26 protein-coding genes and 2 pseudogenes are annotated in these 23701 nt (G+C 74.8%); 16 read left to right on the top strand and 12 right to left on the bottom strand.

Going from position 1 to position 23701, the window contains the following annotated elements:
* Positions 1-379: 379 nt before the first annotated feature.
* The gene (locus tag ACH4N1_RS19805; protein WP_398098662.1) at positions 380-2746 is read left to right on the top strand and encodes a SpoIIE family protein phosphatase; all 2367 of its coding nucleotides are present in this window, start codon (positions 380-382) and stop codon (positions 2744-2746) included.
* 245 nt (positions 2747-2991) lie between these two features.
* Positions 2992-3639, top strand: a complete 648-nt coding sequence (locus ACH4N1_RS19800) for a DUF4232 domain-containing protein (protein ID WP_398098780.1) — start codon at positions 2992-2994, stop codon at positions 3637-3639.
* 60 nt (positions 3640-3699) lie between these two features.
* Here ACH4N1_RS19800 and ACH4N1_RS19795 read toward each other — a convergent pair whose 3' ends face one another.
* From ACH4N1_RS19795 to ACH4N1_RS19780, 4 genes and pseudogenes are all read right to left on the bottom strand, one after another.
* Positions 3700-5709: a ricin-type beta-trefoil lectin domain protein gene (locus ACH4N1_RS19795; RefSeq protein WP_398098661.1), complete on the bottom strand. Its 2010-nt coding sequence runs from the start codon at positions 5707-5709 to the stop codon at positions 3700-3702.
* Positions 5710-6202: 493 nt separating this feature from the next.
* Positions 6203-6384, bottom strand: a pseudogene (locus ACH4N1_RS19790) (aldo/keto reductase); the annotation flags it as partial.
* Positions 6385-6406: 22 nt separating this feature from the next.
* Complete coding sequence (locus ACH4N1_RS19785) at positions 6407-6922, bottom strand: flavoprotein (RefSeq protein WP_398098659.1); 516 nt, start codon at positions 6920-6922, stop codon at positions 6407-6409.
* A complete protein-coding gene (locus ACH4N1_RS19780) occupies positions 6919-7539 on the bottom strand; it encodes a DUF1348 family protein (RefSeq protein ID WP_398098779.1) in 621 nt (206 codons plus the stop codon). The genes ACH4N1_RS19785 and ACH4N1_RS19780 overlap by 4 nt, the downstream gene beginning before the upstream one ends.
* Here ACH4N1_RS19780 and ACH4N1_RS19775 point away from each other — a divergent pair.
* From ACH4N1_RS19775 to ACH4N1_RS19765, 3 genes are all read left to right on the top strand, one after another.
* Positions 7538-7663 (top strand): hypothetical protein, encoded by a 126-nt coding sequence (locus tag ACH4N1_RS19775; RefSeq protein WP_398098784.1) that lies wholly within the window; start codon positions 7538-7540, stop codon positions 7661-7663. The two genes, ACH4N1_RS19780 and ACH4N1_RS19775, sit on opposite strands and share 2 nt — an antisense overlap.
* Complete coding sequence (locus tag ACH4N1_RS19770; protein WP_398098658.1) at positions 7660-8283, top strand: LysE family transporter; 624 nt, start codon at positions 7660-7662, stop codon at positions 8281-8283. Before ACH4N1_RS19775 ends, ACH4N1_RS19770 begins: the two co-directional genes overlap by 4 nt.
* Positions 8284-8397: 114 nt before the next feature.
* Positions 8398-8850, top strand: coding sequence for a nitroreductase family deazaflavin-dependent oxidoreductase (locus tag ACH4N1_RS19765; protein WP_398098656.1), 453 nt, complete (start codon positions 8398-8400; stop codon positions 8848-8850).
* Positions 8851-8957: 107 nt separating this feature from the next.
* On the opposite strand, the gene ACH4N1_RS19760 is transcribed toward ACH4N1_RS19765, so the two are convergent.
* Positions 8958-10043 (bottom strand): cation diffusion facilitator family transporter, encoded by a 1086-nt coding sequence (locus ACH4N1_RS19760; protein WP_398098655.1) that lies wholly within the window; start codon positions 10041-10043, stop codon positions 8958-8960.
* 245 nt (positions 10044-10288) lie between these two features.
* On the opposite strand from ACH4N1_RS19760, the pseudogene ACH4N1_RS19755 reads away from it, so the two are divergent.
* A pseudogene (locus ACH4N1_RS19755) lies at positions 10289-10396 on the top strand (glutathione S-transferase family protein); the annotation flags it as partial.
* Between the two features lie 59 nt (positions 10397-10455).
* Positions 10456-10752, top strand: coding sequence for a DUF4235 domain-containing protein (locus tag ACH4N1_RS19750; RefSeq protein WP_398098653.1), 297 nt, complete (start codon positions 10456-10458; stop codon positions 10750-10752).
* 42 nt (positions 10753-10794) lie between these two features.
* Here ACH4N1_RS19750 and ACH4N1_RS19745 read toward each other — a convergent pair whose 3' ends face one another.
* Entirely contained in the window at positions 10795-11187 is a 393-nt protein-coding gene (locus tag ACH4N1_RS19745) for a VOC family protein (RefSeq protein ID WP_398098651.1), read from the bottom strand.
* 69 nt (positions 11188-11256) lie between these two features.
* Positions 11257-11721 (bottom strand): pyridoxamine 5'-phosphate oxidase family protein, encoded by a 465-nt coding sequence (locus tag ACH4N1_RS19740; RefSeq protein WP_398098650.1) that lies wholly within the window; start codon positions 11719-11721, stop codon positions 11257-11259.
* Positions 11722-11830: 109 nt separating this feature from the next.
* Here ACH4N1_RS19740 and ACH4N1_RS19735 point away from each other — a divergent pair, with 109 nt between their 5' ends.
* Together ACH4N1_RS19735 and ACH4N1_RS19730 are read left to right on the top strand one after the other, a co-directional pair.
* Positions 11831-12193 carry a DUF1304 domain-containing protein gene (locus ACH4N1_RS19735; RefSeq protein WP_398098648.1) on the top strand — a complete coding sequence of 121 codons (363 nt, stop codon included), beginning with the start codon at positions 11831-11833 and terminating at the stop codon, positions 12191-12193.
* Positions 12190-12753 carry a TetR/AcrR family transcriptional regulator gene (locus tag ACH4N1_RS19730; protein WP_398098646.1) on the top strand — a complete coding sequence of 188 codons (564 nt, stop codon included), beginning with the start codon at positions 12190-12192 and terminating at the stop codon, positions 12751-12753. The genes ACH4N1_RS19735 and ACH4N1_RS19730 overlap by 4 nt, the downstream gene beginning before the upstream one ends.
* Before the next feature lie 4 nt (positions 12754-12757).
* On the opposite strand, the gene ACH4N1_RS19725 is transcribed toward ACH4N1_RS19730, so the two are convergent.
* Positions 12758-13606: a hypothetical protein gene (locus tag ACH4N1_RS19725; RefSeq protein ID WP_398098644.1), complete on the bottom strand. Its 849-nt coding sequence runs from the start codon at positions 13604-13606 to the stop codon at positions 12758-12760.
* A gap of 61 nt (positions 13607-13667) precedes the next feature.
* Positions 13668-14627, bottom strand: coding sequence for a GlxA family transcriptional regulator (locus ACH4N1_RS19720; RefSeq protein WP_398098642.1), 960 nt, complete (start codon positions 14625-14627; stop codon positions 13668-13670).
* Between the two features lie 71 nt (positions 14628-14698).
* Between ACH4N1_RS19720 and ACH4N1_RS19715 the strand changes: the two genes are divergently transcribed.
* Together ACH4N1_RS19715 and ACH4N1_RS19710 are read left to right on the top strand one after the other, a co-directional pair.
* Entirely contained in the window at positions 14699-15649 is a 951-nt protein-coding gene (locus tag ACH4N1_RS19715; protein ID WP_398098641.1) for an NADP-dependent oxidoreductase, read from the top strand.
* Positions 15650-15888: 239 nt separating this feature from the next.
* The gene (locus tag ACH4N1_RS19710; RefSeq protein WP_398098640.1) at positions 15889-16269 is read left to right on the top strand and encodes an anti-sigma factor antagonist; all 381 of its coding nucleotides are present in this window, start codon (positions 15889-15891) and stop codon (positions 16267-16269) included.
* A gap of 13 nt (positions 16270-16282) precedes the next feature.
* Here the strand turns inward: ACH4N1_RS19710 and ACH4N1_RS19705 are convergent, their stop codons facing one another.
* Complete coding sequence (locus ACH4N1_RS19705) at positions 16283-17236, bottom strand: ribose-phosphate diphosphokinase (protein ID WP_398098639.1); 954 nt, start codon at positions 17234-17236, stop codon at positions 16283-16285.
* A 203-nt stretch (positions 17237-17439) separates the two neighbouring features.
* Between ACH4N1_RS19705 and ACH4N1_RS19700 the strand changes: the two genes are divergently transcribed.
* Complete coding sequence (locus ACH4N1_RS19700) at positions 17440-18102, top strand: DUF4230 domain-containing protein (RefSeq protein ID WP_398098638.1); 663 nt, start codon at positions 17440-17442, stop codon at positions 18100-18102.
* 249 nt (positions 18103-18351) lie between these two features.
* A complete protein-coding gene (locus ACH4N1_RS19695; RefSeq protein ID WP_398098636.1) occupies positions 18352-19026 on the top strand; it encodes a VanZ family protein in 675 nt (224 codons plus the stop codon).
* 36 nt (positions 19027-19062) lie between these two features.
* Here the strand turns inward: ACH4N1_RS19695 and ACH4N1_RS19690 are convergent, their stop codons facing one another.
* Positions 19063-19317 (bottom strand): hypothetical protein, encoded by a 255-nt coding sequence (locus ACH4N1_RS19690; RefSeq protein ID WP_398098635.1) that lies wholly within the window; start codon positions 19315-19317, stop codon positions 19063-19065.
* Positions 19318-19591: 274 nt separating this feature from the next.
* Between ACH4N1_RS19690 and ACH4N1_RS19685 the strand changes: the two genes are divergently transcribed.
* From ACH4N1_RS19685 to ACH4N1_RS19675, 3 genes are all read left to right on the top strand, one after another.
* Complete coding sequence (locus ACH4N1_RS19685) at positions 19592-20248, top strand: HAD family hydrolase (protein ID WP_398098633.1); 657 nt, start codon at positions 19592-19594, stop codon at positions 20246-20248.
* A complete protein-coding gene (locus tag ACH4N1_RS19680) occupies positions 20245-21474 on the top strand; it encodes an aromatic acid exporter family protein (protein WP_398098632.1) in 1230 nt (409 codons plus the stop codon). The genes ACH4N1_RS19685 and ACH4N1_RS19680 overlap by 4 nt, the downstream gene beginning before the upstream one ends.
* 385 nt (positions 21475-21859) lie before the next feature.
* Complete coding sequence (locus ACH4N1_RS19675; protein ID WP_398098631.1) at positions 21860-22888, top strand: SDR family oxidoreductase; 1029 nt, start codon at positions 21860-21862, stop codon at positions 22886-22888.
* Positions 22889-23380: 492 nt separating this feature from the next.
* On the opposite strand, the gene ACH4N1_RS19670 is transcribed toward ACH4N1_RS19675, so the two are convergent.
* Positions 23381-23650 carry a hypothetical protein gene (locus tag ACH4N1_RS19670; protein ID WP_398098629.1) on the bottom strand — a complete coding sequence of 90 codons (270 nt, stop codon included), beginning with the start codon at positions 23648-23650 and terminating at the stop codon, positions 23381-23383.
* Between the last annotated feature and the right edge of the window lie 51 nt (positions 23651-23701).

The following is a 23701-nucleotide window of genomic DNA, read 5'->3' as shown; positions in this document are numbered from 1 at the left end:
AGTGCGATGGGAGCGCTCCCAATGACGGTCGGAGGACATGTTTGTTGCAGTCATGACACCCCGTCAACGGTTCGGACGGGACGGCTTGCCCGGCACGGCCGCCCGCCCCGCCCGGATCCGGCCGGTTCCTTTCGGCGTGCCGGCGGTGACGGACCCCCGGGGTCTTCCGTTCGGACCGGGCCGGCCCCCGCGCGCCCGGCCCGGTCCGAAGGAGAGGCCCCGGCCCCGCCGTCACCTTCCCGCCGCCCGCCTTCCCGCCGCCCGTCCGAAGAGGGCGGGCGCGGCGTCGCGGGGCAGGCGGGAAGGCGGCGACAGGGCCTAGGCTGGAGCGGACGTGGCGCGCCCGTTCACTGTGAGTTCCCGCGATGGAGTGGCGACGATGAGCCCGGAGTACCCGTTCGACGAGGCCGCGACGGCCCGGGTGGTCATCGACGACACCAGCACGGTCGTCGGGTGGAACGAGGGTGCGCGGGCCCTGCTGGGCTGGGCCCCGGCCGAGGTCGTGGGACGGCCCGCCGGTGAGCTGCTGGCCGAGGGGGCCCTCCCCGCGGCCGCCGCCCCCCGCTGGGACGGCACGCTCGCCCTGCGCCACCGGGACGGCCGGTCCGTACGGGTCTGGCTGCTCGCCCACCACCGCCCGCCCCGCGACGGCGCCCCGGCCACCTGGCTCGTCGTGGCCCCGCTCCCCCGTGCCGGCGCGCGCTCCCCCGACGACACCCTGGCCACGGCAGCGCTGACGCAGTCGCCGTGCGCGGTCGCCGTCTACGACGAGCGGCTGCGGCTGGTCCGGATCAACGACGCCATGGCCGAGGTCATCGGACTGCCCGAGGAGCGTGTCAGGGGTCTGAGGGCCTCCGAGATCGGCGGCCGGCCGCAGAGCGCGGAACTGGAGGAGCACATGCTCCGGGTGCTCGCCGACGGGCGGGCGCGGGACGTCGAGATCCACACGCGCACCGGCGGCGAGGAGCGCGCGCACGCCTGGCTGGCCAGGTTCGCGCCGGTCACCGACGCCTCGGGCCGCGTGCGCGGGGTGTGCCTGGCCGCGCACGACTTCACCGAGAACCACCTCGCCCGCGAGCGGCTGCAACTGGTCAACGAGGCGAGTGTGCGGATCGGCAGCACCCTCGACGTCACCCGCACGGCCCAGGAGCTGGCCCAGGTCTGTGTGCCCGCGCTCGCCGACTTCGTCAGCGTCGACCTGCTGGACCCGCGGGAGGAAGCGGATCCGCGGGCCCGGCTCGCCGCTCCGCTGGGCCTGCGCCGTGCCGCTCACCACTCGGTCGATCCCGTCGGCTCGATAGCCGTGGCCGAGCCCGGCGAGGTCCAGGAGTACCCGGCGGGATCGCCGCAGGCCGACTCCCTGACGGCGGGGCGCACCGTCGTCGTCTCCGGGGAAGGGCTCGACGCCTGGCTGACCCGGGACGCCCCGCGCGGTGAACGGGTCCGCGAGTTCGGCGTCCACGCCACGATGTCCGTACCGGTGAAGGCGCGCGGCGTGACGCTCGGGGTGGCGGTCTTCACCCGGTACCGGCGGCCGGACCCCTTCACCCCGGACGACGTGCTGCTCGCCGAGGAGATCACCGCCCGGGCCGCCGTCTGCATCGACAACGCCCGCCGGTACTCCCGCGAACGGGACACGGCCCTCGCCCTGCAGCGCAGCCTGCTCCCGCGCAGCTTGCCGGACACCCTCGCCGTCGACGCCGCGTCCCGCTATCTGCCGGCCGCCCGCACCGGGGTGGGCGGCGACTGGTTCGACGTGATCCCGCTGTCCGGGATGCGGGTCGCCATGGTCGTCGGGGACGTGGTCGGACAGGGCATCCAGGCCTCCGCCACGATGGGCCGGCTGCGGACCGCCGTGCGCACACTCGCCGACATCGACCTGGCCCCCGACGAGCTGCTCACCCACCTCGACGACCTCGTCGTACGGCTGTCGGAGGAGGCCGGCGGCGAGGGCAACCCCGGCGAAGTGGGCGCGAGCTGCCTCTACGCGGTGTACGACCCCGTGTCCCGGCGCTGCACGCTCGCCCGGGCCGGGCACCCCCCGCCGGTGCTGCTGCGGCCGGACGGGGAGCCGCGCCGGGTCGAACTGCCCGCCGGTCCCGTCCTGGGGGTCGGCGGACTGCCCTTCGAGTCGGCCGAGCTGGAGCTGGCCGAGGGCAGTGTGCTGGCCTTCTACACGGACGGCCTGATCGAGTCCGGCGAGCGGGACGCGGACACCGGTCTGCGGATGTTGAACAAGGCCCTCGCCGCGTACTCGGAATCCCTCGACGAGACCTGCGACCGGGTGCTGCACGCCCTGCTGCCGCAGGGCGGTGCCTCCGACGACGTGGCCCTGCTGCTCGCCCGCACCCGCGGGCTGCCCTCCTCGCAGGTCGCCACCTGGGACATCCCCGCGGACCCCGCGCTCGTCGCGCCGATCCGCAGGCAGGTGGTCGAGCAGCTCGGGCGCTGGGGACTGAGCGAGCACTCGTTCACGGCGGAGCTGGTGGTCAGCGAGCTGGTCACCAACGCCATCCGGTACGGCGCCAAGCCCATCCGGTTGCGGCTGATCCATGATGCGACCACCCTGATCTGCGAGGTCTCCGACACCAGCCACACCGCGCCGCACCTGCGCCGGGCGAAGACGTTCGACGAGGGCGGCCGGGGGCTGCTGCTGGTGGCCCAGCTCACCCAGCGCTGGGGCAGCCGGCACAACGCGGAGGGCAAGACGATCTGGGCGGAGCTGGGACTGCTCGAGGACGACTGAGAGCGTCACGGGCCGGCGGACGAGCGGCGTGTCGGCCGTGCCCCGGCGGGCACCCGCTCCAGGTACCCGGAGCGGGTGACGCGGCATCGGAGGGTGGAGCGATGGCAGATGCGGCTCTGGCGCACACGGACCGGTCGTCCACGGACCCGGCGGGCCCGTCCCCGGCGGGCCCGTCCCCGGCCCGGTCGTCCCGGGCACGCCCGTTCCCGGCGCGCCGGTCGCGGCGGGGACGGCGTCCGGCCGTTCTGGCGGCGGGTGCCCTGGCGGTGCTGGGGTCGCTGAGCGCCTGCGGCGGAGGCGGCGCGGACGGTACGGGCTCCGCGTCCGCGCCCGCTTCCTCGTCGTCGGTGGCACCGGTGTCGTCAGCGGCGTCCCCGCCGTCCCCGTTCCCGTCGACGCCGGCGTCCGCGCGGATGTCCACGGCGCCGGCCGCCGCCTCCACCGCGCCCTCCCCCGCCCGGCCCGCCGCGGGCGGTCGCTGCCACACCTCGGAGCTGCGCGCTTCCGTCGGACGCAACGACCCCGGGGCCGGGCAGGAGAACTTCCCCGTCGTCCTCACCAACGCCTCCGAGCGGACGTGCACCGTGCGCGGCTACCCCGGCGCCGCCTTCCTGGACGCCTCCGGCAGGCGACTGGGACCCGATCCCCGGCGGGAACCGGGGTCCGGGCCGGTCACCGTGACGCTGGCGCCGGGCCGCAGCGCGTGGGCGGGGCTGACGTTCTCCAGTCCGGAGGTCAGCGGGGCCGAGGCGGCGACTCCCACGACGCTCGTGGTGACCCCGCCCGACGAGCGGGACCCGCTGCGGGTGCCGTGGACGGGCGGGAAGGTCCCCGTGGCGGGCAACGCGTCCTCGGTGCGGCTCACCGTGCTCGCGCCCGGCACCGGCCCCTGACCCGGCGTCCGGCCCGGCCCACGACCGGGCCGCCCGCAAGTGCTCCGGCCTGCCGTGCCGTCAGCGGCGGCCGTCCGAGCCGGAGCCCCCGTAGCCGTAACCGCCGTAGCCGTAACCGCCGTAGCCGTAGCCGTGGTCCGGGGTGCCGCCGCCCGAGCAGTAGGCCCCGTAGGGGTATGCGCAGGCGGTGGTTCCGGGGGCGGGGGTGGTGCTCGGGGTCGGGGTCGGCTTCGGGGTGGGCGTGGGGGCCGGGGGGTGCGACGTCTCGGGGGCGGCCGGCGGGGTCGAGGTCCGGGTGTCGGTGAGGGCCTTGTCGGCACCCCAGTTGACGACCTGCATCTGGGGGTCCGGCTGCGAGGTGTCGATCACCCAGCGCTGGGCGCCGCTGTCCGTGCGGTTCTTCAGGACGAGGGCTCCGGAGCCGTCGGTGGCGGCGGGCGCCAGGGCGAGGTTCTGGTTGGAGCGCGGGACGAGCGTGCCCTGGAGGGTGAAGTCGTAGCGGACGCTTCTGGCGCCGGGCTGCGAGGCACCCGCGCAAGGGGACAGCCGCACCGAGTATCCGAGGCGGGAGTCGAGGCAGAGATCCGGGTCGCCGGTGTTGCGCAGCTGCCCGTCGCCCTCGTACGACCACTGCTGGCCCGCGTCCGAGGAGCAGGTGGCCAGCTCGGTCTCGGCGTCCTTGACGGCCTTCGTGCCGACGATGCCGATGCACAGCCCCGAGGCGACGTTGTGCAGGCGGCCGCGCAGGGTGCCCTGGGTCTCCTGGCCCGCGCCCGCCCAGGAAGGGCCGGGGGTGGAGGCGTCCGTGCCGGGTGCCGGGGTGGCCGCCGTGCCGTCGCCGGAGGGGGCGGAGTCACCGGACAGCGCCGACCACAGGACGAGCGGGAGGACGACCAGCCCGCTGACGGTGAGCACGGCGACGGCGAGATTGCGGCGCCGGGCCCGGCGGGCCGCCTTGTGGGCCGAACGGCGCGAGACGGGGCGGGAGTTCCCGCCGGAGCCGGAGCCGGAGAGGGAAGGGGAGGCGGAAGGGGAAGGGGCGTGCGGTTCCGGCCCCGGCGCCGGGGCCCCGGCCCGCTCGCCGGTGCCGGCCCGCTCGCCGGTGCCGGCCCGCTCGCCGGTGCCGGCCGTCCCGCCGGGGGGCGCGGCGGGGGGCGCGGCGGCGGGCGTGTCGTCGGTGAACGCCTCGCCGACGGAGGCCGGCCGCAGCGGGGGCGGTGCCGCCGCGGGCGCGTCGACGGAGGGTTCCGTCCTGGCTCGCAGGTAGGCGGCGGCGCCCCAGCCGAGGACGCCCTCGGCGAGGGCGATGCCGAGGCCCGCGTCGAACCGGCCCAGCTGGTCGGCGGTGTGCGCGCAGTGCCGGCAGTGGGCGAGGTGGGCGCGCAGGTCGGGGTCGACGTCGATGCCGCCGCGGCGGCAGGCGACGTCGAGAAGCCGGTGGTAACGGTGGCAGTCCTCGTCGACGGCGAGTTCGTGGTGGACCTGGAGGCACTCCTCGCGGAGGCGCTCGTGGGCCCGGCGCAGTTCGACGCGGGCGCCCTCCTCCTCCAGGCCGAGCAGTCCGGCCGGGACGGCGAGGGGTTCGGCCTCGATCTCGGTGTGCCACAGCAGGCAGCGCGCGGACGGGGGCAGCCGCCGGAACGCCCGGGACAGCAGACGGCGGTGCACGGGCGGCAGCAGCCGGGCGGCGGGCCGTTCACCGTCGTCCTCGGCGGCGCGCAGGTCGGGGTGGAGCAGGTCCCGGCGGCCGTCGGAGTCCCACTCCGCGGCGATACGGCGCACGGTGACCAGGAGGTGGGGGCGCCAGGCGGAGGTCGGCCCGTCCTGCCGCAGGGTCTCGCCGAAGAGCCGGGTGAAGGCCGCCGTGGTGAGCATGCCGGCCGCACGCTCGCCGTCGGCGCACAGCCGCGCGTAGGCGAAGGCCGCCTCCCAGTGCCGGTCCAGCAGTTCACCGACGGGGCGCAACGCGGGCGAGGTGCCCGTCCAGTCCTTGAGGTCGGCGCTCAGTTGTTCGTCCGTCACCTCGAATCGGCGCGCCGAAGAGAATTTCGACAGGCCTGCGTCTTTCACGGCTGCATTCCTCCCGGGGACATGCGGCATAAAGTCCGTACCAAGGGGGTGCGCGAACCCGTCCTCGCCGCGGCGGGGTTCTCTGCGCACAGCGTTCGACATCCCGAACGTCCGCTGGGTACGGCTCTTTTGGCGTGTGGGGGGTGAGGACGGGGGATGCCTCGTGCGCACAGTCGGGGAAAAGGCTCTCCGTGCGCCGACAAGGCCCCACCTTGACACAGGCGGACCAGACAGAACAAGTGATCTCACGGTTTCGCACATTGCCCGTCGAGGCAATGCTTTTGACAGAACGTCAATGGCGATCGCCATTCGGGACGGTCGCGGTAATGGTGTCCCTTTCGGGAGGTAATTGCGGGGCGCATTCCGTCCCGGACGCGGCGGGTGCCGGGCGGCTCGGGGCCGCGGCACCCGGCGCACCGCCGCTCGCGGTGACCTCGGTGTCCCGGGACCTCGTGCGCGGTGTACGGCTGCGCCGGCTCCCGCGCCTCCTTCAGCCGTCCCGCTCCGCGGTGTACCGCATCCTGGAGAACTGCCAGGCGTACATCGAACTCGCCCCGGGACAGCGCACCTTGCCCGCCTCGACCAGGTCGTGCAGGGCCTCCGTCGTCTCCTCGACCGGGGTGTACGGGTCGAAGCGGGGATCTGGTGGAGGTCGACGTGGTCGGTGCCGAGGCGGCCGGCCCGGCCGCCGGCCGTCTCAGTCGATCAGGTCGAGCGCCCGCTCCCAGTCGAACTCCGCGCCCCCGGTGCCGTCGTGGGGGTGGCCGAAGCGGACGCCCATCCCACGCAGCCGGATCAGGCTCTCCTGGTAGGCGGGGTGGCCGGCCAGCGCGTCGTTCACGCAGGGCAGGACGCCGACGGGAACACCGAGGCCGGCCGCCTCGGACAGGGTGGCCAGGGCGAGGGTGTCGGCGATGCCGGCCGCCCACTTGTTGACCGTGTTGAAGGTGGCCGGGGCGACGACGACCGCGTCGGGTGCGGGGAACGGCCGCGGTTCGCCGGGCCGCCGCCAGGCCGAGCGCACGGGCCGGCCGGTGCGCGCCTCGGCGGCGGCCGTGTCGAAGAAGCCGTTCGCGGCGACGGGCGTCGCGATCACGCCCACCTGCCACCCCCTCTCCTGCGCGGCGGTGATCAGCCTGCCGACGTCCGCGGCGATGCCGGCGGCGCAGACGACGACGTAGAGGAAGGGCGGTTTCTCGTCCTGTGCGGTCACGCGCGCACCCTACTGAAGCCCTGCCGAAGGGAGAGGGGCGACCCGCGTTCGGCCTCGGGGAGCGGGCCGTGGACGCGGCGCTCGTGCTCCTCGACCGGGATGTCGTGGATGCTCGCCTCCCGACGGGTCGTCAGCCCCCGCTCGTCGAACTGCCACGGTTCGTCGCCGTGGCCGCGCGTCCGGCGGCCGCCGACGTCCCGCGACTCGTACGGCAAGCGGACCGCGACGCGGTGGCCGTCGTGCGTCCACCCGCCCGGCCGCCCAGGCGCGGGAGGCCGCCCGGCACCTGCTGAGCACCCGTACGGCCGGACAGCCGGACAGCCGGACAGCCGGCCGCCCTCGGCCACCGGACCGGACCGGGCGGGGCCGGACCGGGCGGGACCGGGCGGGACCGAACCGGACAGGACCGGGCGGGGCCGGATACACCGAGCCGGACGCAGTGGGACGAGAGCGGTGAGGCGGGGGCGGTGAGGCGGGGCGGTGAGGCGGGGCGGTGAGGCGGGGCGGTGAGGCGGGGCGGTGAGGCGGGGGCGGCCGCTCACCCGTTCGGCCCTGCGCGCCGACGGCCCGGAAAACGCGTTGCCGTGCCGCGGCCGCCACCCGCAAGCTCTGCCCATGCCCATGCCCATGCCCATGCCCGCGCTCGTCGCACCGCTGCCGCCGCTGTCCACCGCCGTCCTCGTGACGCCGGGCCGACAGCAGCACCGCAGCCACCGGAGGTCCGAGCCCGCACGCCCGTGACGGCCGCGCTGGTCGCCGGCCTGGTCGCGGGATACGGCATCGCCGTCCCCGTCGGCGCGGTCGGGGCCTACCTCGTCTCCCTCACCGCCCGTACCTCCCCGCGCACGGGTGTGAGCGCCGCGCTCGGCGTCGCCACCGCCGACGGGCTCTACGCCCTGCTCGCCACCCTCGGCGGCTCGGCCCTGGCCGCCGCGCTGCGCCCCGTGCTCGGTCCGCTGCGCTGGGCCTCGGCCCTGGTGCTGCTGGCCCTCGCGGCCCGGAGCGCGACGACGGCCGTACGCCGCTTTCGCGCCCGCCGGCCGACCACCCGGACGGTCCCTCCCCCACCGGGTCCGGCGCGGGCCTGGCTGAGCCTGCTCGGCCTCACCCTCCTGAACCCGACCACCGTGGTCTACTTCGCGGCGCTCGTCCTCGGCACCGGCACCGCGGACGCCGTACGCGCCTCGGAGCAGGGCGTGTTCGTGCTGGCGGCCTTCGCCGCGTCCGCGAGCTGGCAGCTGCTGCTCGCCGGGAGCGGCGCCCTGCTGGGCCGGGCCCTGACCGGCCACCGGGGGCGGCTGCTGACCGCGCTCGGGTCGAGCGCGGTCATGACCGTGCTGGCTCTGCGTATGGTGGCCTGATCGTGGCGGCCCGGAGCGCGGCGGGGCGACGGTGCGTCACGCGGCGGATGAAACGCGCCGGTGCCAGTGTTGAGGGTGGTTGCCGATCGACGACATGACGAAGGGACGGATGCCATGCCTCTCGAGGGCGAGTACGAACCGAGTCCGACCCAGTGGGTGCGCGAGCAGGTGGAGTTGTACGAGAGCTCCGGCGGCACCCGGGGGACCACGCTCATGGACACCGGGAAGCCCGTGATCGTCCTGACGACCGTGGGCTCGAGGAGCGGGAAGATCCGCAAGACGCCCCTGATGCGGGTGGAGCACGAGGGACACTACGCCGCGGTCGCCTCGCTGGGCGGGGCCCCCAAGCATCCGGTCTGGTACTTCAACGTGAAGGCCGATCCGCGCGTGGAGCTCCAGGACGGTCCGGTGAAGCAGGACATGAGGGCCCGTGAGGTGACCGGCGAGGAGAAGGCGCGGTGGTGGGAGCGCGCGGTCGCCGCGTTCCCGCAGTACGCCGAGTACCAGGAGAGGACGGACCGGGAGATCCCCGTGTTCGTCCTGGAGCCGGCGGACCGGCCGCACTGACCCGCGGACCTCCGTGGGGGCGCCCGGCCGGCGCCCCCACGGAGGGATCCCGTGGAGAAATCCGCCCGCCACAGGCATGGACGTGCCCGTGCCGGGCAATCGACTTGTCAGGCCCCGCCGCGCTCCCCCGTCGCGGCGGGGCTTTCGTCGTGCTCCCGGCAGGCGCGGTCGGTCACGTCGAGGAAGATCTGGTCGGCCTCGGGGACGACACCGGCGAGGGAGCGCTTGATGCGCACCGCGACCTCCTCGACGTGCTCGCTGTCCATCCCCGGCACCAGGTCGACGCGGGCGGCCACCAGCGCCGAGTCCACGCCCGTGCGCATCGTGAACAGTCCCTCCACGCTGTCGATCTCCGGCTGCGCGTCCAGCAGGGCGCGGATCCGGCCGGCGGTCTCGGGGTCGGCGGCCTCACCGATCAGCTGGTCGCGGGCCTCGCGGCCGAGGCCGTAGGCGACGCAGACGAGGAGCGCGCCGATGGCGAGCGAGGCGGACGCCTCCCACACCACCTGGCCGGTCACCATGTGCAGGGCCATGCCGGCCGCGGCCAGGGCGACGCCGAGCACCGCGGTGCCGTCCTCGGCGAGGACCGTGCGCAGGGCCGGGTCGCGCAGGCCCGCGGTGCCGCCCTGGCGGCGCGCCTGGTGCAGGGCCCGCAGCAGTGAGGCCCCCTCCGCGAGGAAGGCCACGCCGAGCACCACCAGGCCGGCCACATAGCCGCTGAACTTCTCCTCGGTGTCCGCGTGCAGGGCCTCGACGCCCTGGAAGAAGGAGAAGCAGCCGCCCATGACGAAGATGCCCACGGCCGCGAGGAGCGACCAGAAGAAGCGTTCCTTGCCGTAGCCGAAGGGGTGCCGGCGGTCGGCGGGGCGGCGGCTGCGGCGCAGCGCGGCGAGCAGGAAGACCTCGTTGAGGCTGTCGGCGACGGAGTGCGCCGCCTCGGACAGCAGCGCGGGCGAGCCCGCGAGCAGGCCCCCGAGCAGTTTGGCGACCGCGATGACCAGGTTGGCCGCGAGCGCCACCAGCACGGTGACGCGGGTACTGCGGTCGGCGGCGGGCTCGGCGGTGCTTCCCGCGCTCCTCCCCCGGGCCGTGGCGCCGTCCGGGGCCGTGCCCCGCGCGGTCGTGGCGTCCGGGGCCGCCGTCCGCGAGGTGGCGCCTTGCGCGGTCGTGGTTTTCGATGAAGTACCGGTCACCTCCGCCGGTTGCCCCGGCCGATCGGACTCATGCCGTGCGGACTCATACCGTGCCGTCGGCGGAAAACGGGGAACGCGGTGAACGACGCACGTACGCACCACGACCGGGAGGAACCATGGCGGGCCGGGCCGACGGCGACAGCGCCCACGGGCACCAGGCGTTCGAGCGGGCCGAGAGCCGCTTCGCCGACCGGATCACCGCGGACGGCCGCGACGGATGGCCGGTGGCGGCCGGCCGGTACCGGCTGAGCCCGCACCACCGGGAGCGGCTCGGCGGGCGGTCGTTCGGCGACGGGACGCCGCCGGGTCCGGTGCGACCGGGCGAGGAGGTCCCGGCGCAGGGCCGGCCCTGACCCCCGCACACCCCCCTTTTCCGTCCCTACTTTCCGTTCCCGAACATCAGGAGGCACACGTGGGAAAGAAGCAGAAGCTCCCGCTCGTCTACCAGCCCGTCGGATTCGCCTTCGGCTGGGCCGGCGGCGCGCTGGCGGGAATGGCCTTCCGCAAGATCTGGAAGGTCGTCCGTCACGAGGACAACGCGCCGGACGCCCTGGACCGGGACCGCGGCTGGGGGGAGGTCATCCTCGCCGCGGCGATCCAGGGCGCGATCTTCGCCGCGGTCCGCAGCGCGGCGGACCGTACCGGCGCGAAGGCCATCGAACGGTCCACCGGCGTGTGGCCGGCGAAGGACAAGGGCGGCCGCGACTGACGGACACGGCCGGCGCCGCCCCTTCGCGGGGCGGCGCCGCCCTCAGTTCTGCTTGGGGGCCGTGGACGGCCGCAGGCGCAGGGTGAAGGAGTGCCCGGCCGGATCGGCGTACTGGCGTTCCTCGTGCGCGCCGGCGGCGCCCTTCGTCTCCACGGGGCGCCCGGCCAGGCCCACGATCCGGCGTTCCGCCTCGTCCAGGTCCTCCACCAGGAACTCGAGATGGGCCTGGAGCGAGGCCTCGGGGCGGGGCCAGCTGGGCGGGGTGGCGTTGACGTCGCGCCGGAAGCCCAGCCGGGTGCCGGCGGCGCCCGTGATCTCCACGAGGTTGGCGGACGCGTGGGTCACCTCGGCGTCCAGCAGGCCCGCGTAGAACTCGGCGAGCTTCTCGGGCTCGGCGCAGTCGAGCACCACGATGCCCGCTTTCACCAGTGACATGTCTCCTCCGCGAGGTTCAGGTGGCGGGGCGGACCCGCGCCGCCCCCGAATCCTGCGGTTACCCCGGATTCAGTCGGCCATCAGCCACTCGCCGTCCCGCATCAGCTCCCGTCCCGCGGGGTCGTCCGTCTCGCGCCAGGCCTGGATCCGGCGCGGCCGGACGTAGAAGTACAGGTGGGGCGTGGCCAGTTCGCGCGGGTCGAAGCCGGTCTTGGCCGCGAAGATCTCGGCGTCCTCCTCCGGCAGGTCGGCGGGCTCCACCGCCAGGACGGAACCCTCGACGAGCACGACGTCCCGGGTGGGGCCGATGCCGAGGCGGGCGACGCCGGTGGCGCGCAGGTTCCGTCCGGTGCGGCTCGCGGCCGGGGTGGCGATCAGCAGGGTCGCGCCGTCCCAGACGTAGGAGAGCGGGATCAGGTGGGGGGCCGCGCCGTCCTCGGCGGCGGTGGCGACCCAGGCGTCGACGTCGTGTTCCAGCCGGTGCAGGGTGTCGTGCTTGCGCTGCCGCGGGGAGCGTGCGGGTGCTGAGGTCATGATCCCAGTGTGGCCGCGGACGGCTGTCCGCGCAGGGCGCCCCGGCCGCTGGATTTCCTGGACACCCGTCCAGCTATAGTGGACACCTGTCCAAGAAATGGGGAAGACGATGGAAGCCGTCGCCGGTGTTCTCGTGGGGCTGGTCGCCGCACTGCATGTCTACATCCTGGTGCTGGAGATGTTCCTGTGGCAGGGGAAGCGGGGGCGCGCCTTCCACGGCTTCGACGCGGAGATGGCCCGGGCGACCGCACCGCTGGCCGCCAACCAGGGCCTGTACAACGGGTTCCTGGCGGCAGGCCTGGTCTGGGGTCTGGTCGCCGGTGACCCGACCGGTTTCCGGGCCCAGGTGTTCTTCCTGTGCTGCGTGGTCGTCGCGGGCGTCTACGGCGCGGTCACGGCGAACCGCCGGATCCTGGTCGCGCAGGCACTGCCCGGCGCACTCGCCCTGGCCGCCGTGCTGATCGCGCGGTGACCCGCGGCGCGCCCGAGGACCCGCGGACGGCCCGCACCCGGGCGAGGCTGCGTTCCGCGCTCCTCGACGAGTGCGCGGAGCGGCCGCTGGCGGAGGTCGGCGTCGCCGCGCTGGTCCGCCGCGCCGGCGTCGGCCGGGCCACCTTCTACGTCCACTACGACGACCTGGAGGCCCTCGCCGTCGACGCCTGCGCGGACGTCGTGGGTGAGGCGGTGGAGGCGCTGCACGCCTGGCGGGGGCGGCCCGATCCGGTGCACGCCCCCGCGGCGCTCGCGGAGTTCTTCGCGTCGCTGACCCCGCACGCGGCGCTGTACCGCGCCCTGTTGACACCGGGCGGCGGGGGCCCGCTGGGGCGGGTGCTGCACCGGGACCTGCGGGCGTACAGCCTGCGGGAGCGCGAGCGGGCGGGGGCGGCCGACGCGCCGCTCGTCGCCTCGGCCGTCGCCGCGACCTTCGCCGGGGTGCTGGCGGACTGGCTGCACGGCCTGCTGGACGCGGGGCCCGCCGAGATCGCCGACCAGGTGTGGCAGTTGCTGGTCGCCCTGCACGCGAGCCGCTGAGCCCTCACATGCAGGCCGGCCCGTCCGTCGCCGCGGGCCAGGCCTCGACGCCGTCGGGGGTGCGGACGTACGCCGTCCTGTGGTCGTCCGTCAGCCACAACTGCCCTTCCCCGTACCGGTAACCGGTGTCGCGCGCGTCGGCGGGAAGCGGCACGTCCGGGTCGTACGGGGCGGTCAGCAGGTCGGTTCCGAAGGCGCCGTCGGGGTCGCGGACGTAGGTCGTGGCCGTCTCGCCGCGGCCGAGGGTCAGGAAGCGCGCGGACTCCCAGTCGCAGTGCTCCGGGCCGGTGGAACTGTGGATGCGGGCGACGGGCTGCCGCTCGCCCCGGGCGTCCGTCCAGAACTCGTACCGCTGCGAGCCGGCGAAGCCGGCGGGGAGTTCGACCGGGTCGCAGGAGGCGTTGGTCTCGGGGCCCCAGCCGGGCCGGCCCTTCTGGTCGTGGGCGACGACGACGGCCACCTTGGTGCGGCCGCCGACGTCGAGGGAGTACAGCACCCGTTCGCCCTCGCGGCGTTCCACGCGGTAGCCGGAGCGGGGCACTTCGGGGGCGAAGAGTGTGAAGAAGAGCCGCAGTCCGTCCTCCGGGGTGTCGCCCCCGTCGCCGCGGCTCCAGCCGTCGGGTCCGTTGCCCTCGAAGATCTCGCCCTCGCACTCCAGGGCCCGGCCCGCGGCGCCGGTGACGGCGAGCAGGGCCTGCGCGGTGCTCCCGTCCTCGTCCCTGGTGGGGACGTCGAGCGGGCCGCTGTACGGGGTGGCCGGCGCGGTCCCCCCGACGACCAGGTCCTCGCCCTCGGCTCCGCATCCCACGGCCACGGCCGCCGTCACCGTCACCGCCACAAGTCCTGTGCGCATTCCCGCTCCCGTCCCTTTGACCGTCCTCGCGCTCCTGCGACGCGGCGGGGGCCCGGAACGTTCAGCGGGCCGCCTGGAACGTCTTCCGGTACGCCTGGGGCGAGACGCCGATCGCCGCGTGCAGGTGCTGGCGCAACGAGGCGCCGGTGGCGAAGCCGACCCGGCCGGCGATCTGGTCCACCGTGAGGTCGCTGGCCTCCAGCAGGTGCCGGGCGTGCGCCACGCGCTGCTGGATCAGCCAGCGGCCGGGGCTGAGGCCCACCTCGTCGTGGAAGCGGCGGGCGAAGGTGCGCAGGCTCATCCGGGCGTGCGCCGCGAGGTCGGCGAGGGTGAGGGGTTCGCCGAGGCGCCGCAGGGCCCAGGCACGGGTGGCCGCCGTGCTCGCGGCGCCGGTCTCGGGCACCGGACGCTCGATGTACTGGGCCTGCCCGCCCTCCCGGAAGGGCGGGACGACACAGCGGCGGGCCACGGTGTTGGCGAGGTCGCTGCCGTGGTCCTTGCGGACGAGGTGGAGGCAGATGTCGACGCCCGAGGCGGCGCCGGCGGAGGTGAGCACCGGGTCGTCGTCGACGAACAGGACGTCCGGGTCGAGGTCGACGCGCGGGAACAGCCGGCGGAACTCGTCGGCGAGCTGCCAGTGGGTGGTGGCCCGGCGGCCGTCGAGGAGGCCGGCGGCGGCGAGCACGAAGGCGCCGGTGCAGATGGACACGGTGCGCGTGCCGGGACGGATGCGGGCGAGGGCCGCGGCGACCTCGTCGGGGAGGTCGGGGCCGACCCGCGCGGGCGACACGGCGGGGACGACGACGGTGTCGGCGGTCTCGAGCACCTCGGGGCCGTGCTCGACGCCGATCGTGAAGTCCGCGTCGGTGCGCACGGGACGGCCGTCGACCGTACAGGTCAGCACCTCGTAGCGGCCGTCCGCCGCGCCGAGGATGCGGCTCGGCATGCCGAGTTCGAAGGGATAGACGCCGTCCAGGGCGAGGACGACCACGCGTTCCGGATTCCGCTTCCTGCCGTGCATGGCACGATCTTATCGAAGAGTGGCAATCATGCCATTTACTGGGTGTGCGGTCCCTGGCAGGCTGTGGCCCCATGAGTACTGAGCGCACGATGCGCGTCATCGGACAGGACGTCCTCGGGGGACCCGAGGTTCTGAAGGTGGAGACGGTGGAGCGGCCCGAGCCGCGCCCCAACGAGGTGCTGGTGCGGGTGCGCGCGGCCGGGGTGAACCCCACCGACTGGAAGCACCGCGCCTCGGGCGGCTTCCTCGGCAAGCCGCCGTTCACGCTCGGCTGGGACCTCTCCGGCACGGTGGAGAAGGTCGGCATCGGCGTCGCCGCCTTCGCGCCCGGCGACGACGTCTTCGGCATGCTGCCCTATCCGCACGGCCACGGCTCGCACGCCGAGTACGTCGCCGCCCCGGTGCGCGCCCTGTGGCACAAGCCCGCCTCGATCGACCACGTGCAGGCGGCCGCGCTGCCACTGGTGTCGCTGACCGCCCTCCAGGCGCTCGGCGAGGTCGCCGACCTCCGGGCGGGCCAGCGGGTGCTGATCCACGCGGCGGCCGGCGGCGTCGGGCACGTGGCCGTGCAGATCGCCAAGGAACGCGGCGCCTACGTGATCGGCACGGCGAGCGCGGCCAAGCACGACTTCCTGCGGGACCTGGGCGCCGACGAGGTGATCGACTACCGGGAGACGGACTTCACCGAGGCCGTGAAGGACGTCGACGTGGTGCTGGACACCATCGGCGGGAGCACCTCGACGGGATCGCTGCGGGTGCTGAGCCCGGGCGGCGTCGTGGTGTCGATCCTGCCGGTCGGGTCGCGGAAGTTCTTCGAGGAGGCCGAGGCGCTCGGCGTGCGCGCGGTGCGGATGCTCGTGGACGCCGACCGGGCCGGGATGCGCCGGATCGCCGAGCTGGTCGAGGCGGGCAGCCTGCGCGCCACGATCGCCGGGACGTTCCCGCTGGCCGACGCCGCCGAGGCACACCGGCTCGGCGACACCGGCCGGACCACCGGCAAGCTGGTCCTGACCGTCGACTGACGGCCCGTCACTCCCCCTGCGGTGGGCGTGCGTACGCCCGCCGTAGGGGTATTCTTCACCACTTCGTTCACGACACGAAAAAACTCGGTCGAGACACGCCCTTATTTCGAAGACATATGTCAATCGAACATGCTGGAATTCACTCGATCGGGGGTAACTTGCTGGGTGGGGAACTGCCGTGCGCACCCCCGCCGTTGAAGGCTCCCGACCGGTGGAGCTGTGTGGGAGGCGATGTCGTCGTGCAGCAGGAACCCGCCGCGGACACCCCGCATCTGCGCGTCCGCGAGGACCGGGGGTACACGGTGCTGGAGTTCCGCGGCGAGATCGACATCGTTGCCGCGGCGGAGATCGGCTCCCTCCTGGACGGCGCGACGGCCGGCCCCGCACCGCGCGTCGTGCTCGACCTGAGCGGGATCGAGTTCTTCGACTGCTCGGGGCTGCGCCTGCTCTACCGCGCCCGCGCCCGGGTCCGTGACCACGGCGGCGACCTGCACCTCGTCTGCACCCACGCGCTGACGCTGCGCATCCTGCGGGCCACCGGCCTGTCCCGGCTGCTGCCGCCCGCGGCCAGCCTGGAGGCGGCCCTGGAACGGCCGGGGGCCACGTCCGGCTCGTTATGACCCCGCCCGCGGTCTACTCGGTACGGTCCGCGTCGAAGAGGGCGCTGACCGACTCACCGTTGTGAATGCGCCGTACGGCCTCGGCGAGGGCCGGGGCGATGGACAGCACGCGCAGCTTGTCCGTGTGTTCCTCCGCCGCCACGGGCACGGTGTTGGTGCACACGATCTCCAGCACGTCCGGCTGCTCGCTGAGCCGTTTGAGGGCACCGCCCGCGAAGAGTCCGTGCGTGCAGGCCACCCGGATCGACCGGGGCCCCGACTCCCTGAGCCGGTCCAGGAGTTCGAGGACGGTGCTGCCCTTGGCGATCTCGTCGTCCAGCACGATCACGTCCCGGCCGGCGACCTCGCCGATCACCGTGTTGATGCTGACCCGGTCGTCGGCGTACCGCTGTTTGGCGCCGGCCGCCACCTGAGCGCCGAGCATCCGGGCGAACGCGGCGGCCTCCTTGGCGTTGCCGAGGTCGGGCGAGACGACGGTCGTCCGGGTGAGGTCGTGGCGGCGGAAGTGGGCGGCGAGTTCCCGGCGGGCGTGCAGGTGGTCGACGGGGACCGAGAAGAAGCCGTGCACCTGGGGGGAGTGCAGCGTCATGGTGAGGACGCGGTGCACTCCCGCCGCCGTCATCAGGTCGGCGACCAGCCGTCCGCCCAGGGAGATGCGGGGCGCGTCCTTCTTGTCGGAGCGGGCGTAGGAGTAGTGCGGCATGACGACGGTGATCCGGCCCGCGGACGCGCCGCGGGCCGCGTCGCACATCAGCAGCAGTTCCACCAGGTGCTCCTGCACGGGCCGGACCAGGGGCTGCACGAGGAAGACGTCGCGTTCGCGGCAGTTCGCCCGGAGCTGGACCTCCAGGCAGTCGTTGGCGAACCTGCTGAGCCGCGACGGGCTGAGGGGCACGCCGAGGTGGGCGCAGACCTCGGCGGCCAGCTCGGGGTGGGCACTGCCGCTGAACACGGAGATGTCACGCACTGAGGCTCCTCGGATGAACCGGGTCCGGCGGGATCTCCCATGCTGGCCGATGTCGCCCTCCCCGTCACCCTCACCGGTCGGCCGTCCGGACCGCTCCCCCCGTCCGGAACCGTGCCGGACGCCCGTGTCACAGCTGCTCAACAGGGCGGCCTGTCACGTCGTTTGACGGGCATCAGGTGATGCAGGAAGGAGGGAGCGCCGACATGACGACTTCCATCAAGCGCCTCCCCAGGCGGATGCCCGGCTGGGCCAAGGTGCTCACCGCCGTCGTGCTCGTGCTCGTCGTGATGTTCGCGGGGATCCGGTTCAGCCTGCTGCCGGGACTGCGCGACGTCTTCGGGACCGAGACCCACGACCGTTCGGGGCCCGCGCTGCTCAGGTCCATCCAGGACATGAGCCGCTACGAGGCCGCCTCCGGAAACTTCCAGGTCGTCGTCGACCTGGAGAAGGACGCCAAGTACCTCCCCGACGCGCTCCGCGGCACCAGGACCCTGTACGTCGGGGCGGGCACCGTGGACGCCTACGTCGACCTCGGCAAGGTGGCCGACAAGGACGTGACGGTCGACGGCGACCGTACGTCGGCCGCCCTCCGGCTGCCGCACGCACGGCTCGGCACACCGGCCCTCGACCCCGAGCGCTCCTACGCCGTCTCCAAGCAGCGCGGCCTCCTGGACCGGCTCGGCGACCTCTTCTCGGACAACCCCAACGGCGAGCAGGCCGTGCAGAAGCTCGCGGTCCGGCACATCGGCGACGCGGCGAAGGACAGCGAGCTGACCGCGCGCGCCGAGACCAACACCACCGCCATGCTCCAGGGCCTGCTGCGCTCCCTCGGCTTCGAGGAGGTGCGCGTGACCTACGGCACGTGACCCACGGCGCGTGACCCGATCCGCCGCCCGGCCCCGGGGCGACCTGGCCCGGCCGGCCTGAGGCGGACGGTCGCGCGGGGGTGGAAGCCGACGCCGCGAGGACCGGGCAGGGCGAGCGCGGCGCGGAGCGCGCGAGCGGAAGCGGCGGGGGCAGCGGGGGCGGGGCTCCCGGCCGGGAGCCCTCGCATCCTCCGGACGTTCGGGGGTAACAGCCCTACCACGCAGGGAAGTTGAAGACTGGAGGACCGCATGGACCGTGCAGCCCTACGTCCGCGTGCCGCCGCGTTGCGCGCGCGTACCGCGTTTCGCCTGCGCACCGCGAAACCCGAACCGCCGACGAAGCCCGAGCCGCCCGCACGGACCGCGCCTGCCGAGGGCGGCAGGAGGACGAGGCCGGCCGAGCGGGCGAAGTCCGGCAGCGCCGAGCAGGGCGGGCGCCGGCCGCTGCCGCTCCCCCTGCGGCTGCTGGCGATGCTGATCGCCTTCGTGTTCATGGTGGGGTTCGCCGTCGTGCTGGCCCGGCTCACCCTGGAGCCGTCGCCCGCCTCCGAGGCGCTCGTGCACTCGAACCTGCGGCCCGGCCAGTCGCTGAGGGCGTACCTGGACCAGCCCGAGCTGCGCGACGCGGTGAAGCAGATCGGCGGGAACCTGCTGCTCGGCGTGCCATTCGGCGTCCTGGTGCCGGTCGTCGCGCCCCGGGCGCGCGGACTGGTACGGGTCCTGCTGCTGACCGCGAGCGTGATGCTGCTGGTGGAGTTCGCCCAGGGCGCGCTGGTGACCGGGCGCGCCTTCGACGTCGACGACGTCATCCTCAACACGACGGGCGCGCTCATCGGGTACCTGCTGCTGGGCCGGCGGATGAGCCGGGCCGTGCACGCGCGGGAGCGCCGGGTGCGACGACGCGGGGTGCCGGAGCAGGGGTGACGACGCGGGGTGAGGAGGCGGGCGGCCGGAACGTCCTCAGCGGTGCCGGGAACGGTACCGGGGTTTCCAGGTGTACCGGTCCCCGCCCACCCAGCGCACCACGTCCGGGTCGTCGAGGTCGTGGACGACGATGCCGTGCAAGGCGGCCGTCTCGAGGACGTCGGTGACGGCCCTGGCCTCACCGACCATCTCTCCGTCGATTTCCACGATGCGGAACGGCGACTCGCACGGTTGTACCCCGAGCACCGTGATCCGCGGTTGGGAGATGTAAGGGCTCGCGCTTTCGGTCATGTCATAGAGCGTAAATCGTGATGGAACGGCATGAATCATCCAATTTCACCCGCGTCCCCTCACCCCGTCTCCCCGCCCCCCGTCCCCCGTCCCCGCGTCCTCGGTCTTCTCGTCGAGCGGGTCGGGCGCCGTCGGTCCGGCACCGCCGCCTCGGCGACACCCCGGGGGGCGGCGGGCGTGGCGGGCAGCTGACGTGGTACCCGGTACGGGCCGCGCGAGGAGGCGGAACCGCCCCCCGCGCGGGTGAAGCCCCGTACGACGAAAGGAACCCCGGATGGAACGCGCCGCCGTCTTCGATGTCGACGGCACCCTCGTCGACACCAACCACCTGCACGTCGTGACCTGGTGGGAGGCCTTCCGCCAGGCGGGCCACCGGGTGCCCATGCACGCCCTGCACCGGGCGATCGGGCTCGGGTCCACCGACCTGATCGCCCACGTGCTGGGCGAGGACCGCGACGAGGACCGGGACGCCGGACTGAGCGCCGCCCACACGGCCCTGTACGGCCAGTACGTCGACCGGCTGCCCGCGCTGCGGGACGCCGGGGCGCTGCTGAGGCGGCTGCACGGGGACGGCTGGAAGGTGGTGCTCGCCACCTCGGCGAGCGGTACGGAGCTGGCGGCGCTGCGGCGGGCCCTCGACGCCGACGAGGCGATCACCGCCACGGCGAGCGCCGACGACGTCGAGGAGGGCAAACCCGCGCCCGAACCCGTCGAGCACGCCCTGGAGCTGGCCGGAGTGCCGGCCGAGCGGGCCGTGTTCGTCGGCGACACCGTGTGGGACATGCGGGCGGGCCGCCGGGCCGGGGTCCGCTGCGTCGGCGTGCTGTGCGGCGGCATCCCGCGCTCCGACCTGGAGGAGGCGGGCGCCCAGGCGGTCTACGACGGTCCGGCCCACCTGCTGGCGGCCCTGGAGGACAGCCCGCTGGCATGAGCATCCGCGGCGGAACAGGGAGGGCGGAGGTGCCCTGGGGGCGGCGCCTGACGGAGGCGGTACGACGGGAGGCGGCCGGCGTCGGCCGGGCCGCGCGGGCGGCCTGCGGCGGGCCCGGCCGGGAACGGGACCTGGTCGTCCAGTCGCTGAAGGCGGCGGGGGCGGCCCTGCTGGCCTGGCTGGTGGCGAGCGGCTGGCTGGGCGACCCGATGGCCCTGATGGCGCCTTGGGCGGCGCTGGTCCTGGTGCAGGCCACGGTGTACGGCTCGCTGCGACAGGCCGCCCAGCAGTGGACGGCGATCTGCGCGGGCACGCTGTTCGCCTCGGCGGCACAGGCCGTCACCGCGGACACCCTGGGCGCGCTCACCCTGTCGCTGCCGGTGCTGATGCTGCTGGCCAACTGGCCCAGGTTCGGCGACCAGGGCGTCTACGCGGCCACCACGGCGGTGTTCACGCTCGCCTCCGGGGCGGTGTCGGCGTCGGCGGTCGGGCACCGGGTGGGGCAGGCGGCGCTCGGCGCGGTGATCGGGATCGCCGTCAACGCGCTGGTGCTGCCGCCGGTGCACCTGCGGGACGTGCGGGAGAACCTGGTCGCGCTGGCCCGGGAGGCCGGCGGAGTGCTGGACGCGGTCGCGGCCGGGCTGCGGGAGGGCGAGTGGGACACGGGGACGGCCGCCGAGTGGTCACGGGCGTCCGCCCGTCTGGAACGGCGGCGCGAGGGGCTGCGGTCGGCGCGCGGCTGGAGCCGGGAGAGCCTGCGGCTGACCTCCGGGCCGCTGCGCGCGCTGCACCGGCTCCCCCCGGGCGTGCCGCCGGAGACCGAGGACGCCCGCTGGGGCCGGGTCACCGACCACGTCGTGGCCCTCACCCGCACGCTGGCGGTGGCGGCCGACGGCGAACGTGCCCCCGCCCCGCCGGAGACGGCGGCCCTGCGGACGTACGCCCGGCTGCTGGAGCTGCTCGGCGACGCCTGCCGGGCCGCGGCGGAGCGGGCCGCGACCGCCGGGGCGGACAGCACGGTGAGGGCGGCGGAACCGGCCGAAGCGGCGGCGCCGGACGAGCTGGACGAACCGGACGAACTGTGGCTCCGCCTGCAGGACAGTCTGCGCGACCACGCCACGCGGGGCGCGGCGCACACGGCGGTGCTGGGGGCGCTGCTGCTCCAGGCGGAGAACCTCCGGGCCGAGATCCTCCCGGCCCCCCGGGAGGCGGACCGGAGCCGGTGACCGACGTCACCGGAGGGGGCGGCGGGGCCGGGAACACCTGTCGCCGGTTCGCCGTTGAACAGACCGTGGGTGCGGACGGAACAGTGTCCCCGGGCCTCACCTTTCGCCCACAGGGAAGATCGTTCGGCTGAAGCCCTGTGGAGCCTTTCGCCGAGAGGCGACCGCCGTCCGCGCCCACACCCAGACCGCCCCGGCCGTGATTCCCCCGTCACGGTCGGGGCTCTTCGCTGCCCGCCCCTGTCCCCCGGCACCGGCCCCGTACCGGCCTGCCGCGACGGAGGGGAGAGGGCGGTGTCCATCCGGTCCGGTCGTCCGCGTGCCGCGTGCCGCGTGCGGAACCGGGGTACTCGTCGCGCTCGGCCGACGGCGGCGAGAGGAGTCGAAGGTGGGCAGCGGATCGGGCAAGAGGGTCGTGGTCACCGGGGCGACCGGCAATGTCGGCACGAGTGTGGTGCGGCTGCTGGCGGAGGATCCCGAGGTGGAGTCGGTGGTGGGGCTGGCCCGGCGGCTGCCGGGCCGGAGGCCGCCCGGCACGCAGTGGTCGACGGTCGATCTGGGGGCCGAGGAGACCGGTCTCACCGAGGTGTTCGAGGGTGCGGACGCGGTGGTGCACCTGGCGTGGGCGTTCCAGCCGACGCACGATCCCGCCGTGACGTGGCGGACCAACGTGCTGGGCGGTCTGCGGGTGTTCGAGGCGGTGGCTGCGGCGGACGTGCCGGTGCTGGTGCACGCCTCGTCGGTGGGCGCCTACTCACCGGGTCCGAAGGAACGCGCGGTGGGCGAGTCGTGGCCCACGCACGGCTGGCCGGACGCCGCGTACTGCCGGGAGAAGGCGTATCTGGAGCGGGCTCTGGACACCTTCGAACGCGATCATCCGGGCATCCGGGTGACGCGGATGCGGCCGGCGTTCCTGTTCAAGCGGGAGGCCGCGAGCGAGCAGCGCCGGATCTTCGGCGGCCGGTTCCTGCCGGGGCCGCTCCTGCGGCCCGAGCTGCTGCCCTTCCTGCCGGACGTGCCGGGGCTGCGGATGCAGGCCCTGCACACCGAGGACGCCGCGGAGGCGTACCGGCTCGCCGTGCGCACGGACGTGGGCGGACCGTTCAACCTCGCGGCCGATCCGCCCCTGGACGCGGCGCTGCTCGCGGAGATGTTCGACGCCCGCCTCGTACGGCTGCCCCGGCCGGCGGCACGCGCGGCGATCGCCGCCGCGTGGGGGCTGCGGCTGCTGCCCGCCTCCCCGCACCTGTTCGACGCGGTCCTGCGGCTGCCGCTGATGGACTGCACCCGCGCACGCGTCGAACTGGGCTGGCGCCCGCAGCGTACGGCGACGGAGGTCCTGGCGGAGTTCCTGGACGGGGTCCGCGCCGGCGCGGGCGCGCCGACGGAACCGCTGCGGGGGCGCAAGGTGGGCTGACCGCCGGCCCGGACGGCGGTCGTCGCCAGAACCGGATGCGGCAGGACCGGATACGGCGCACCACCGCGCCCTTCTCCCCCTCGGGTACGGGTCCGCCTGCGTCCAGCCGGACCAGGAGCCGTCGCCCGGCCGCTGCGCCCCGTGCCGGGCGGACCGCTCCCGCGGCTCGGGCGACGCCCCCGGCCCGCGTGCGCCTCCAGCGGCCCGGAGGGGCCGGGGGGGCGGCGCAGGCCGGCCCGTCCCGGCGGTCCGCCCGGAGACCGGCCGCCCGCCCGGGCCACCGCGCTGCCGTCTCCCCCGCCTGCGGGACCACGCCGGGACCTGCCGGCAGGCCGGGGTCTGGCCCCACCTCGCCGAGCCGCGCCTCGCGCGTCCCCGGTGTGCCGTCCTCCGGCACCACGACGAAAGCCGCCCGGTCGGCCATGCGGACGATCACCGCAAGGGACCGGACGGCAGGTGCAGGTCGCGGGTTTCCCGCCGGGGGCGCCCGCCTCAGCCGGGCGACTCGTCGGGGGTGGGGTGGTCGGGGTTGACCGTGGCCGGACGGGGGGCGCCCTGCGGGCCGGTGCCCGCCTCGTCCGTGTCGGGGACGTCGGCGTCGGGGGCGGCGTCGTGGGGGTCGTCGCTCTTCCCGGGGTTCTCGTCCGACCGGACGGGGGTGATGTCCCAGCGGTCCTCGCCCCCGTCGGCCTGCTGGTCGGGCAGGTCGCGCGGGACGGGGGTGCCGTTCTCTCCGGGTCCTTCGAGGCGATGATCGGCCACGACGTCCTCCCTTCGGAATCGTGTCGTACGGAGCGGAACGCGAGTACCTCC

Origin of the sequence: Streptomyces sp. NPDC017202 (assembly GCF_044331705.1) — a bacterium.
Classification (GTDB): domain Bacteria; phylum Actinomycetota; class Actinomycetes; order Streptomycetales; family Streptomycetaceae; genus Streptomyces.
This window is presented reverse-complemented; position numbering and strand designations above follow the sequence as displayed.

Bases quoted from the DNA above. Each gene is read 5' to 3' on its own strand.
- ACH4N1_RS19690 (WP_398098635.1), bottom strand. From the start codon at position 19,317: ATGACCGAAAGCGCGAGCCCTTACATCTCCCAACCGCGGATCACGGTG.
- ACH4N1_RS19720 (WP_398098642.1), bottom strand. From the start codon at position 14,627: ATGCACGGCAGGAAGCGGAATCCGGAACGCGTGGTCGTCCTCGCCCTG.
- ACH4N1_RS19685 (WP_398098633.1), top strand. From the start codon at position 19,592: ATGGAACGCGCCGCCGTCTTCGATGTCGACGGCACCCTCGTCGACACC.
- ACH4N1_RS19805 (WP_398098662.1), top strand. From the start codon at position 380: ATGAGCCCGGAGTACCCGTTCGACGAGGCCGCGACGGCCCGGGTGGTC.
- ACH4N1_RS19735 (WP_398098648.1), top strand. From the start codon at position 11,831: ATGGAAGCCGTCGCCGGTGTTCTCGTGGGGCTGGTCGCCGCACTGCAT.
- ACH4N1_RS19765 (WP_398098656.1), top strand. From the start codon at position 8,398: ATGCCTCTCGAGGGCGAGTACGAACCGAGTCCGACCCAGTGGGTGCGC.
- ACH4N1_RS19725 (WP_398098644.1), bottom strand. From the start codon at position 13,606: ATGCGCACAGGACTTGTGGCGGTGACGGTGACGGCGGCCGTGGCCGTG.
- ACH4N1_RS19775 (WP_398098784.1), top strand. From the start codon at position 7,538: ATGCCCATGCCCATGCCCATGCCCGCGCTCGTCGCACCGCTGCCGCCG.
- ACH4N1_RS19740 (WP_398098650.1), bottom strand. From the start codon at position 11,721: ATGACCTCAGCACCCGCACGCTCCCCGCGGCAGCGCAAGCACGACACC.
- ACH4N1_RS19695 (WP_398098636.1), top strand. From the start codon at position 18,352: ATGGACCGTGCAGCCCTACGTCCGCGTGCCGCCGCGTTGCGCGCGCGT.
- ACH4N1_RS19780 (WP_398098779.1), bottom strand. From the start codon at position 7,539: ATGGGCAGAGCTTGCGGGTGGCGGCCGCGGCACGGCAACGCGTTTTCC.
- ACH4N1_RS19745 (WP_398098651.1), bottom strand. From the start codon at position 11,187: ATGTCACTGGTGAAAGCGGGCATCGTGGTGCTCGACTGCGCCGAGCCC.
- ACH4N1_RS19700 (WP_398098638.1), top strand. From the start codon at position 17,440: ATGACGACTTCCATCAAGCGCCTCCCCAGGCGGATGCCCGGCTGGGCC.
- ACH4N1_RS19680 (WP_398098632.1), top strand. From the start codon at position 20,245: ATGAGCATCCGCGGCGGAACAGGGAGGGCGGAGGTGCCCTGGGGGCGG.
- ACH4N1_RS19715 (WP_398098641.1), top strand. From the start codon at position 14,699: ATGAGTACTGAGCGCACGATGCGCGTCATCGGACAGGACGTCCTCGGG.